Source organism: Dietzia sp. 111N12-1 (genome assembly GCF_001658045.1).
Lineage (GTDB): Bacteria > Actinomycetota > Actinomycetes > Mycobacteriales > Mycobacteriaceae > Dietzia > Dietzia kunjamensis.
In genome coordinates this window covers 1-10270 of sequence record NZ_LSSV01000054.1, presented here as the reverse complement: position 1 = coordinate 10270, position 10270 = coordinate 1, and the positions used below count along the sequence as shown (strand labels likewise).

At 67.7% G+C, this 10270-nt stretch carries 12 protein-coding genes; 7 read left to right on the top strand and 5 right to left on the bottom strand.

Annotation, left to right across the window (positions count from 1 at the left end; all coding sequences use genetic code 11):
- Positions 1–94 precede the first annotated feature (94 nt).
- From AYO52_RS13075 to AYO52_RS13065, 3 genes are read right to left on the bottom strand one after another with little or no spacing between them, the layout of a single operon-like run.
- The gene (locus AYO52_RS13075) at positions 95–1072 is read right to left on the bottom strand and encodes a M56 family metallopeptidase (protein WP_067718130.1); all 978 of its coding nucleotides are present in this window, start codon (positions 1070–1072) and stop codon (positions 95–97) included.
- Positions 1069–1455: a BlaI/MecI/CopY family transcriptional regulator gene (locus tag AYO52_RS13070; protein ID WP_067718127.1), complete on the bottom strand. Its 387-nt coding sequence runs from the start codon at positions 1453–1455 to the stop codon at positions 1069–1071. The genes AYO52_RS13075 and AYO52_RS13070 overlap by 4 nt, the downstream gene beginning before the upstream one ends.
- On the bottom strand, positions 1452–2018 hold the full coding sequence (locus AYO52_RS13065) for a hypothetical protein (protein ID WP_235027685.1): 567 nt from the start codon (positions 2016–2018) through the stop codon (positions 1452–1454). Before AYO52_RS13065 ends, AYO52_RS13070 begins: the two co-directional genes overlap by 4 nt.
- Positions 2019–2115: 97 nt before the next feature.
- Between AYO52_RS13065 and AYO52_RS13060 the strand changes: the two genes are divergently transcribed.
- Genes AYO52_RS13060 through lnt form a run of 6 tightly spaced genes read left to right on the top strand, consistent with a single transcriptional unit; the run spans position 2116 to position 7825 of the window.
- Positions 2116–2868 carry a thioredoxin domain-containing protein gene (locus AYO52_RS13060; RefSeq protein ID WP_067718121.1) on the top strand — a complete coding sequence of 251 codons (753 nt, stop codon included), beginning with the start codon at positions 2116–2118 and terminating at the stop codon, positions 2866–2868.
- Between the two features lie 3 nt (positions 2869–2871).
- Positions 2872–3762 carry a cytochrome c biogenesis CcdA family protein gene (locus AYO52_RS13055; protein WP_067718119.1) on the top strand — a complete coding sequence of 297 codons (891 nt, stop codon included), beginning with the start codon at positions 2872–2874 and terminating at the stop codon, positions 3760–3762.
- Positions 3759–4622 (top strand): cytochrome c biogenesis CcdA family protein, encoded by an 864-nt coding sequence (locus AYO52_RS13050; RefSeq protein WP_067718116.1) that lies wholly within the window; start codon positions 3759–3761, stop codon positions 4620–4622. Before AYO52_RS13055 ends, AYO52_RS13050 begins: the two co-directional genes overlap by 4 nt.
- Entirely contained in the window at positions 4622–5368 is a 747-nt protein-coding gene (locus tag AYO52_RS13045; protein ID WP_107749406.1) for a DsbA family protein, read from the top strand. The genes AYO52_RS13050 and AYO52_RS13045 overlap by 1 nt, the downstream gene beginning before the upstream one ends.
- 4 nt (positions 5369–5372) lie before the next feature.
- Positions 5373–6227 carry a cytochrome c biogenesis CcdA family protein gene (locus AYO52_RS13040; RefSeq protein ID WP_067718111.1) on the top strand — a complete coding sequence of 285 codons (855 nt, stop codon included), beginning with the start codon at positions 5373–5375 and terminating at the stop codon, positions 6225–6227.
- Entirely contained in the window at positions 6224–7825 is a 1602-nt protein-coding gene (gene lnt / locus AYO52_RS13035; RefSeq protein ID WP_067718108.1) for an apolipoprotein N-acyltransferase, read from the top strand. Before AYO52_RS13040 ends, lnt begins: the two co-directional genes overlap by 4 nt.
- Before the next feature lie 106 nt (positions 7826–7931).
- On the opposite strand, the gene AYO52_RS13030 is transcribed toward lnt, so the two are convergent.
- A complete protein-coding gene (locus AYO52_RS13030; protein WP_067718105.1) occupies positions 7932–8357 on the bottom strand; it encodes a DUF302 domain-containing protein in 426 nt (141 codons plus the stop codon).
- A gap of 71 nt (positions 8358–8428) precedes the next feature.
- Complete coding sequence (locus AYO52_RS13025) at positions 8429–8686, bottom strand: metal-sensitive transcriptional regulator (protein ID WP_067718103.1); 258 nt, start codon at positions 8684–8686, stop codon at positions 8429–8431.
- Between the two features lie 299 nt (positions 8687–8985).
- Here AYO52_RS13025 and AYO52_RS13020 point away from each other — a divergent pair.
- Positions 8986–10270, top strand: a 1285-nt coding sequence (locus AYO52_RS13020) for a rhodanese-like domain-containing protein (RefSeq protein ID WP_067718133.1), incomplete at its 3' end; no start/stop codon positions are given.

Sequence of the window (10270 nt, the reverse complement as noted above, 5' to 3'; positions counted from 1 at the left end):
AGCGCCTTGTTCAGCAGTCTCCTAGCTGTTCATGCTTAGGGACGGTGGCGGTAACGGTTACGGGCGGGGCGGGTCCGCGAGGGGAATGGCCGGTTCAGATGCAGCCGCTGAGTGCCGCCAACATGTAAGGGATGTGGACGAATGCGGCGAGGGCGATCAGAGCGGCCATGCAGCAGGTGCTGGCGGTCGCGGCTACGGCTCCGGCGGTCCCGCGGTCAGGTTGCACGAGGTGCGCGATCCGGTTCGGGCCGAGCGCGTAGAGCGCTCCTTCTGCGGTTGGTTGCTGGGAGAGGCGGGCGGCCTGACCGAGGACGAGTAGCGCCCCCGCCAGCGCGGGAGTTCCGGATACTCGCCGGGCGTGGTCGTCGGCGGCGATCTCCAGGTAGTGGCCCAGGGCGTCCTCGGCGGCGGCCAGCATCGGGATCCACCGCAGTCTTGTGGTCAGTCCGCTGACGATCGCGGTAATGAGATGGTGGCGCTGCTGTAGGTGGGCGTGCTCGTGGGCTAGGACGGCCACGAGTTCGTCGACGGAGAACAGCTGGACTGCGCCGGTGGAGATCACGATGCCGCCGTGGCGGCGGGGGAGGCTGAGGGCGAATGGGTGTGAATCGTCCGCCAGGAGCACGTCGTATCCGTGCATGCGTCGAGGCCGTGCGGTCTGTCGGTATCGCATTGCGGTGCGCAGCGTGCTTCGGCGGCGGCGGATGGTCTCGATGCTGACTGAGGTCAGGTGCAGCAACACGGCGGCTGCTGGCAGTGCCAGCAGAATTGCCACCGGGAAGGGAGTGTTGAACGTCTGGTCACCGAACGGATTGGCGGCAGCAAGGCACTGCTCACACACCTGGGCTGCACGGGCTGGAAGCACCACCGGCCCCGAAAGTACCCATGCGAGCACCGGCCCCACCGCGAGAAGTGTCAGCACCCAGGCCGCCACGCCGCCGGCGAGCAGTCCTGCGGCCAGGCGCGGGACCCTCATAAGCAGCGGGGCGGCGCTGCGCAGTACTCGCGGGCCCGCCAGTGCGGACACGACCAGTCCGATGATCAGCATCGCGGCCAGCAGTCCGGAGGTCATGGGTTGATCCCTTCGTCGCGGCGACGGAGGTAGTCGCGCAGCAGGTCCAGGTCGGTGTCGGGGATCCGCTCCGCGAAGTTCAGGATGGACGCCGCGCGATCCCTGCTCGTGCCAAGTGCATGGTCCATTACCGAGGCGACGTGTTCCTCACGGGTGCACCGTGCCTCGTACACCGTGGATCGACCCCTTTTGCCGGAGTCGACCAGGTTCTTGCGGTGCAGGTTGGTCAGAACGGTGGCGATGGTGGTGTACGCGAAGTCTCCGGGTAGTCGACCGATGAGCTCGCGGATGGTGAAGGTCCCCTCGTCCCACAGCAGGTCCATCACCTGTGTCTCCAGGGTTCCCAGCCGGGGCGGCTCCCCGACGGTCTCGGCAGCGCTCATACCCGCTCCTCGACACGCACTGCGGGCAGCGGGCATGCGATCTGCCCCCGCAGACGCACCACGAGCGCGATTCCGGTCAGCAGCAACGCCACGATCGCCAGGATCGGCTGCACCGGCGCGAACCAGGTGATCGCCCCGGAGTATCCCAGAGCGAGCAGCGCCAATTTGTTGCAGACCGGGCAGCCGACCGCGAACCACGCCAGGACTGCGCCGATCATGCCGAACCGGCTCGAGCGACGGGCCTCTACGTCGTCTCCCAGCTCCGTGGTGCCCTCGACACCTGACGGCGAGGCAGTCGCCGACCCGCGAACGTACGTGGCGAAGAGCATCCCGGAAAACACGGCGGTGAGGATCCAGACCGGGTAATTCCACCACACCGGCGGGATCTCCCGGGTGAACACCGAGTTGGGGATCAGTACCGTCGCCAGGCCGAGGAGTACTCCGAAGACGAGCGCTACCGCGCCTGCAGTCACGACCTGGCGCGGCGTCCACGTCCGCAGCCCGCGTGCCGCGAGTGCGAGGGTCTGCGGCCACGACGTCAGGGCACTTCGGAACCTATCCATACGGGCCATCATGCCACGGGCCGACTATCCCCAATAGTCGACTATGTGTAATAGTCGTACCGGTCGATGATCCACCAGTTTGCGAAAGGGACCGCCCGTGAGCACCAATCAACCGCTAGCCCGCCACACCCTTGAGGCGAAGTACCGGCGGGCGACCATCGGGAACTGGATCCTGGGTGCGATCGCCGTCTTCCTCGGGATCGTGGTGCTCGCCCAGACACTGACCGGCCAATCCCCGACGACTGGGACGTCTGTGGCCGCGGAGTCCGCTGACGGCGCGCAGACCACCGGGGGCGACATGGAGTTCGTTCGGCGCGAGGCCGATGACCCGAAGGCGATCGGTGATGTCGACGCACCGGTGGTCCTGACAGAGTGGATCGATCTGCGGTGCCCCTTCTGTGCTTCGTTCAGCCGCGACACACTGCCCGTGTTGATCGAGGAGTACGTGGACACCGGCAGGGTCCGCATCGAGTTCACCGACGTCGCCTACTTCGGCGAGCAGTCCGAGGACGCCCAGATCGCGGCGCAGGCCGCCGCGAACCAGGACAAGTACGTCGACTACATCACCGCCGTCTTCGACGCGGCCCCCGATAGCGGACACCCGGATCTGACCCGCGAGGTGCTCATCGACTTCGCTGAACAGGTCGACATGCCGGACATGGAGAAGTTCACCGCAGATCTCGATGATCCGCAGATCCGAGCGCAGGCGGAGGCCGAGACCCGCAATGCGCAGCAACTCGGCGTCACGGCCACCCCGTTCTTCGTCGCGGGCCAGGCCGCGCTGTCCGGAGCGCAGCCGGTGGCCACGTTCCGTGAGTATCTGGACGAAGCTCTCGCGGCGGTGGAGTGAGTCGTGGACATCGGACTTGTTGGCGCGTTCCTCGGTGGTGTCCTGACGCTGCTCAGCCCGTGCTCGGCGATGTTGCTGCCCGCGTTCTTCTCCTACGCCTTCGCCGCCCCGCGGGAGCTCCTCACCCGCACCGGCGTCTTCTACCTGGGCCTGGCCACCACGCTCGTCCCCCTCGGGGTCCTCGCCGGGACGCTCGGGGCCTTCGTCAACGAGCACCGGTTCACCTTCGTCACCGTGGCCTCCGTCCTCGTGATCGTGCTCGGCCTCCTCATGCTGCTCAACGTCCCCGTGCCGTTCCTGCGCCGGGGGACCAACACCGAGGGCACCTCGATGACGGCCGTCTACGCCCTCGGCACGGTCTACGGGCTCGCCGGCGTCTGCGCGGGCCCGCTGCTCGGCGCCGTCCTCACCGTGGCCGCCGTCTCCGGCACGCCACTGTCCGGCGGGATCATCGTCCTGGTCTTCGCCGCAGGGATGGCGCTGCCACTGTTCGTCCTCTCGCTCCTGTGGGGACGCTTCCCCGCCGTCCGGAACCTCGTCCGGCCGCGCGAAGTGAAGATCGGACGCTGGAGCAACACCTGGACCGGCCTCATCGGTGGCGCGCTCACAGTCGCGGTCGGCGTCCTGCTGCTGGTCACTGCCGGCACCACCGAACTGAGCGGCATCCTCGGCGCGTCCGACCAGGCTGCGCTGGAAGGTGCCGTGCTCGACAGTGCGGGCAGTATCCCCGATCTCCTCGTGATCGTGGCCGCTGTGGCACTCGCTTCAATCGGCTGGTTCATCATCCGCAGGCGCCGTAAGCGTGCTCCGGCTGTCTCGGGAGTCTCGCTGCCAGAGACCGTCCAGCTCCACACCGCTGCGGCTGCCAGGGCGGATACCAGGTTCGACGAATGACGACAGACACCGTAGTCATCCTCGCCCAGTCGATCGGGGAGACCTTTCAGCAGACGGTCGTGTCCGGGCCGATTCTGCTCGCCCTCGGGGCCGCCGTGCTGGCCGGGCTGGTCTCGTTCGCCTCACCCTGCGTAGTGCCGCTCGTGCCCGGCTACCTCGCGTATCTGGCCAGTGTCGTGGGAGCAGAACGGCCCGCCGTCACCGCAGCTGGAGCCGAGCGCCGCCGGGTCGAAGCCGGCACTCTCACGCTGGAGGAGAGAAAGCGGAGAGTATCGAGTAGGCGCCGAGTGGTGTTGGCCTCAGTACTGTTCGTCGGTGGCTTCACCGTGGTGTTCGTGCTGCTGTCGGCGATGGTCCTCGGGACCGTGCAGTACATCTCGCCCCGACAGGAACTTCTCCAGCGCATCGGGGGCGTCGTCACGATCTGCATGGGACTTGTGTTCATCGGTGTCGTCCCCGCGCTCCAACGCGATACGCGGATGCAGCCCAAGGCGCTGACCACGTGGCTGGGGGCGCCGATGCTCGGCGGGGTGTTCGCCCTTGGTTGGACGCCGTGCCTGGGGCCGACCCTGGCGGCGGCCCTCTCGGTCGCAGCCGGCACGGGCCTGGATGCGAGTCGCGGCGTGGTGCTCATCGTCGCCTACTGCGCGGGGCTGGGCCTGCCGTTCGTTCTCGTGGCTTTCGGCTCGACGTGGGCGCTACGCACCGTGGGGTGGCTACAGCGACACACACGCAAGATCCAGGTGTTCGGCGGCGTGATGCTCATCCTGGTGGGTCTTCTCCTGCTCAGCGGCGCATGGGCGCTGTTCATCGGCTGGCTGCGGGACTTCGCGATCAGCGACACGACCCTGCCGATCTGATGACGCCCTCGTCAGGAAAGGAACACAACGTGTCGCGATCGCACAGATCGGGCCGACTGCCGATCGGCACCATCCCCGGGCTCGTCATGCTGGCGATCCTCATCATCTTGGTGGTGGCTATGTGGCGAGCCGGAGATGCAGGCGATGGGGATACGGCCGGAGGGGGTGTCGTCGCGCAGCAGCAACCGGATTACTCCTATGCGGAGCGAAGGGAGACGGGCGATCCGTTCGCGCTCGGTCCCGTGGATGCTCCCGTCGGGCTGGTGGTCTTTTCCGACTACCAGTGTCCGTTCTGTGCGCAGTGGAGCCGCGAGACGCTTCCGGTGATGAAGGAGCGGGCCGAGGCAGGTGAGCTTCGCATCGAGTGGCGCGATGTCAACGTGTACGGCCCGGCGTCCAAGCGTGCGGCGATGGCCTCGTACGCAGCCGCCGAGCAGGGTCGGTTCTGGGAGTTTCACGACGCTCTGTTCGACGGTGGCCGCACACGGTCCGAACGGGATCTCTCCGAGGCGGCTCTCGTCGCTTTGGCGGGCCAGCTGGGGATGGACACCGAACGATTTGCCGCCGACATGATCTCACCGCAGGCGGCCGAGGAGATCGCACGGAACGAAGAGCTGGGGATCGAACACGGCGCGAGCGCGACCCCCGTGTTCATCCTGGGTGGGTCGCCGATGGTCGGCGCACAACCTGTCGAGGTCTTCCTCGACGCCCATGAGACGGCCCTCGAAACCTCGGGCGGAGGGTAGCCCGGTGGACATCGGGCTGCTCAGTGCGTTCATCGGTGGGTCCCTGGCACTGTTGAGTCCCTGTGGGGCACTGTTGTTGCCCGCGTTCTTCGCCTCCACCGTTGGCTCGGGGCCCCGATTGTGGCTGCATGGCGTTGTCTTCTACGTGGGTCTGGTCGTGGTCCTGGTGCCGCTCGGGATCGGTGCCGGCGTGGTCGGCAGCGTGTTCGTCACCAACCGCGGAGTGATCATCATTGCCGCGTCGGTATTGCTCATCGTGCTCGGGGCGGCGCAGGTACTCGGGTTCGGCTTCGACGCCGCTCGCCTCCTGCCGGGGGCGGGCACGCTGCAGAGCCAGTCAGACGCCCGCGCGGGTCTGGTAAAGACGGTGCTGCTCGGCGCTGCCAGTGGCGTGGCCGGCTTCTGCGCTGGGCCGATACTCGGAGCTGTTCTGACGCTGGCGGCTGCGCAGGGCGATGTGGTCACTGCGGGAACGCTGCTGGCCGTTTACGGCGCCGGGATGGTCGTGCCGCTCACCGTCCTGGCCGCACTGTGGGGCCGTATCGGGACGCGGACCCGAGCCGCGCTGCGGGGTCGAACGTTCACCGTCCTTGGCCGCGAACTGCACAGTACCTCGGTGGTCACGGGCCTGCTCATCCTCGCGGTCGGGATCCTTTTCTGGACGACCAACGGCTTTATCGGGGTCCCCGAACTCGTGCCGATTGACGTCCAGGCCGGGCTGCAAGCGGGCGTGGCGGCGGTCGCGAACCCCGTCGTGGACGTCCTCGTGCTCGTCGTCCTGGCCGGGATCGGACTGCTCGTCTGGAACCGGATGCGCAGTCGCGGCCGCGCCACGGTGTCCGAACCGGAGCCTCGATGACCCTGCTGGTGATCCGTCTGGGCTTGGCTGCCATGGCCGGTGCGCTCGTCTACGCCGCGTTCCCGCCCGTCGGATGGTGGCCGACCGCGTTCGCCGGCCTCGCCTTGCTCGTGCTCGCGCTCGGGCCGGTCCGGGGCCGCCACCCCGGAACCGGGACCGGCGCGCTCCTCGGCCTCGTCTTCGGGGTCGTCTTCTTCCTCCTCTTGGTCCCGTGGGTTGGTCTCTATGTGGGCGCCTACGCTGCGTGGGGGCTCGCGCTGGTGGAAGGGTTGTATCTGGCGGCGTTCGGGGCGGGCGCGGTACATCTCGTGCGAGTCGGGGTCCAGAGCGGCCCGTTCGCTGTGGCCACGACCATAGGACTCGCGGCGTGGTGGTCTCTCTGGGAATCCATCCGCGGGTCCTGGCCGTGGGGCGGTTTTCCCTGGGGCGCACTGGCGTTCGGCCACGCCGACGGTGTTCTGCTGCCGCTCGCGGCGCTGGGCGGTTCGCGATTCCTCGGGACCGCGATCGCTGCGACCGGTTTCGCGGCGGGGTTGATGATTCTGGCCCTGCTCGATCGAGCTCGGCCGGTCTCGGTGGCCGCGCCATTGGCGATACCGGGGGCCGTGCTGGCGCTGCTGGCGATCGCCTCCACCGACCTGGTCACACCCAATCTCGGCCGGGCGGGAACACAGCAACTTCGCGTCGCTGTAATCCAGGGCAACGTTCCCCGCCTGGGACTGGACTTCAATTCCCAGCGCACCGCGGTGCTGCGAAACCATCTCGACGCCACGTACCGACTGGCAGGGCGGGTCGTGGCCGGTGAGGATCTGCAGCCCGACCTCGTCCTGTGGCCGGAGAACGCCTCGGACGTGCCGGTCCTGGACACTCGAGAGGCGGCCGAGCAGATCACGGCCGCCTCCGAGGCGGTAGGGGCACCGATCTCACTGGGTACGATTGATCGCATCGCCGACGGCCCGGAGTCGTTCAATACGCAGCTGCTCTGGGACGGCACATCGGGGCCGGTGGACCGCCACGACAAGAAGTACATTCAGCCGTTCGGCGAGTGGCTACCGTGGCGCGGCCTCTTTGAGGCGCTTTTCCCCGTCGCAGAGAGCGCGGGGCACTTCCTCGCCGGTGACGGCTCGGGCACGCTCGAAACTTCAGGGGTCGTCACTGGCGTCGCGACCTGCTTCGAGGTGGCATTCGACTCCGCCGTACGCACACCCGTTGCCGGAGGTGCTCAGGTCCTCACCGTCCCCACCAACAACGCGACCTTCGGCTATTCCCCCATGACCTATCAGCAGCTCGCCATGTCGCGGGTCCGGGCGGTCGAGCACAACGTGCCGGTACTGGTCGCAGCCACTAGCGGTGTGAGCGCAGTCATCGCCAAAGACGGCACTATCGAGCAGCGGACGGAGATCTTCGAGGCGGCTACTCTCCTCGCCGACCTCCCACTGGGCGACGCCGGGACCCTGGCCACGCAGGTGGGAGCGCACGTCGAGATCGCACTCGATGTACTCGGGATAGTTGCACTCGTGCTCTCACTGGTCTTCCTCCGGCGCGCAGCAATCCTTCGCCGGCACCTGAGTCCCCGCAGCCAAGAAACTCTGAGTTAGGGGTGTCTCAGTGCGGTGGATCATGTCTCACCGTGAGCGGGGAATGGACGCCTCACCATTGGTGAGACGTCCATTCTGGGGGAGTGTCGGTCGGGGCCGGCCGGCCTCAGCTGCGCGTGGGATCGGCTTCGCTGCTCGTAGACAGGGCCGCGCGCAACCGTGCGTCGGCGTCGTCGGCAATCTCACGTACCTGGGGACTGCCGCTGAGCTGGACCATGGTCTGCGGGTCGATGGCCTCCACGGTGGTCTGCCCATCGCCGTTGCCGCGACGAACCACGACGTTGCACGGCAGCAGGACGCCGAGCTGCGGTTCGGCGGCCAGGGCCTTGCTGGCCAGACCGGGGTTGCAGGCTCCCAGGATCACGTAGTCGCCCACGGCCTCGGCGGCCTCTTCGCCCAGCTTGGTGTTGAAGGTCGCCTTGACGTCGATCTCGGTCAGGATGCCGAAGCCCTGGTCGGCCAGGGCGGCCCGGGTGCGCTCCAGGGCCTGCTCGTAGGACATAGGGACAGTGATGGTGCGGGTGTAAGTCATGGACGCCTCCTTCGATGGTTCGTCGACGGCGTTGAGACTTCCAGATTCCAGGCTGTCAGAGTCGGCGGAAATCAGGCCAGGGAGAGAAACAGCTTCTCCAAATCCTTCTTGCCCAGCGATTCCTCGGGGTTGGTCAGGCACTGCTCGAGGCCGCTGGCGATGATCGCGAAGCCGGCCCGGTCCAGGGCCTTGGACACCGCCGAGAGCTGGGTGACGACGTCCTTGCAGTCGCCGCCCTCCTCGATCATGCGCACCACGGCCCCGAGCTGCCCCTGGGCACGCTTGAGGCGGTTGAGTGCGGGTGTCAATTCAACGGTGTCGAGCTGCATGGGGACTCCTGGCAGAGGTGGAAGGTCACACCATAATATACCCGGGGGGGTGTTTTGCCTAGCCTCCGCTTTCGATCGCGGGCCCTTGCGCTCGGCCCCCGCCAGTTGCCGTGCCGAATCCCCTCGACGGTGGCGGCAGGGAGGGGCGGGCGGGCCAATCGCCGACCGTCCGAACCGGGGGAGTGGGCTTCCGGCGCCCCGATCTCGATACCCCGTGGGGTATGTTGCACATACCTAGTGGGGTATGTACATTCGTGGCACGCCCCGAACAGGGAACCCCGATCGACAAGGAGATCTCGATGCTTCTCGAACGCATCTATGACGAGGACCTGGCGCAGGCCGGCTACTTCATCGGCTGCCAGTCCAAGGGCGAGGCCGTGGTCGTCGACGCCCGCCGCGACATCCGCGAGTACCTGGACCTCGCCGCCCGGCACGGCATGACGATCACCGCCGTGACCGAGACCCACATCCACGCCGACTACCTCTCGGGTACCCGCGAGCTCGCCGCGGCCACCGGGGCGAGGGTCTACGTCTCGGGCGAGGGCGGGGATGACTGGCAGTACCGTTTCGACGCTGAGCGGCTGCACCACGGTGACAAGCTCACGCTGGGCAACATCACCGTCGAGGCCGTGCACACGCCCGGGCACACCCCGGAGCACCTGTCGTTCCTGGTCACCGACGGGGCGTTCGCCGATACCCCCGGGTACTTGCTCTCCGGTGACTTCGTCTTCTCCGGGGACCTCGGCCGGCCCGATCTGCTCGATGAGGCCGCGGGCGGCGTCGACACCCGCTACGAGGGTGCCAAGCAGATCTTCCGCAGCCTGAAGGACTCGTTCGTCACGCTGCCGGACCACGTCCAGGTCTTCCCCGGCCACGGCTCGGGTAGCGCCTGCGGCAAGGCGCTGGGTGCACTGCCGTCGACCAGCGTCGGTTACGAGCGTCGCTACGCCTGGTGGGGCGGGTACGTCGAGCGTGACGACGAGCAGGGCTTCATCGACGAACTGCTCGACGGCCAGCCCGACGCGCACGCCTACTTCGGCCGGATGAAGCGACAGAACAGACAAGGCCCGACGGTCCTCGGCCCGCTTTCCCCACTCCGCGAGTACGCCCCGGCCGAGCTCTCAGCCGCGCTCGAGGCGAACCAGGTCGTCGTCGTCGACACCCGGGGCCAGGACGAGGTCCACGCCGGTACCGTCCCCGGTGCGCTCAACATCCCCGGCGTCGACAAGGCGGCGTCCTTCGGCGCCTGGGTCTACGACCCCGAGAAGGAGGACACGCCCCTGGTCGTGCTCGCGCCCGACGAGGAGGTCGCCGGTGAGTACCGCGACCACCTGCTGTGGGTTGGTATCGACACGGTCACCGGGTACACGACCACTCTGGAGGGCCTGCCCACCGCGACCCCCGAGATGATCGGCCCCGACGAGCTCGGCTCCTTCGACGCGGCGATGGTCCTGGACGTGCGCAACAAATCTGAGCACTCCGACGGCCACATCCCGGGCTCCGCGCAGCTCAGCGGCGGACGGGTGCTGTGGAACCTCGACCAGCTCCCGGCCGACGGTCCGATCGTGACCTACTGCCAGAGCG

Bases quoted from the DNA above. Each gene is read 5' to 3' on its own strand.
- AYO52_RS13075 (WP_067718130.1), bottom strand. From the start codon at position 1,072: ATGACCTCCGGACTGCTGGCCGCGATGCTGATCATCGGACTGGTCGTG.
- AYO52_RS13070 (WP_067718127.1), bottom strand. From the start codon at position 1,455: ATGAGCGCTGCCGAGACCGTCGGGGAGCCGCCCCGGCTGGGAACCCTG.
- AYO52_RS13065 (WP_235027685.1), bottom strand. From the start codon at position 2,018: ATGGATAGGTTCCGAAGTGCCCTGACGTCGTGGCCGCAGACCCTCGCA.
- AYO52_RS13050 (WP_067718116.1), top strand. From the start codon at position 3,759: ATGACGACAGACACCGTAGTCATCCTCGCCCAGTCGATCGGGGAGACC.
- AYO52_RS13045 (WP_107749406.1), top strand. From the start codon at position 4,622: ATGACGCCCTCGTCAGGAAAGGAACACAACGTGTCGCGATCGCACAGA.
- lnt (WP_067718108.1), top strand. From the start codon at position 6,224: ATGACCCTGCTGGTGATCCGTCTGGGCTTGGCTGCCATGGCCGGTGCG.
- AYO52_RS13030 (WP_067718105.1), bottom strand. From the start codon at position 8,357: ATGACTTACACCCGCACCATCACTGTCCCTATGTCCTACGAGCAGGCC.
- AYO52_RS13025 (WP_067718103.1), bottom strand. From the start codon at position 8,686: ATGCAGCTCGACACCGTTGAATTGACACCCGCACTCAACCGCCTCAAG.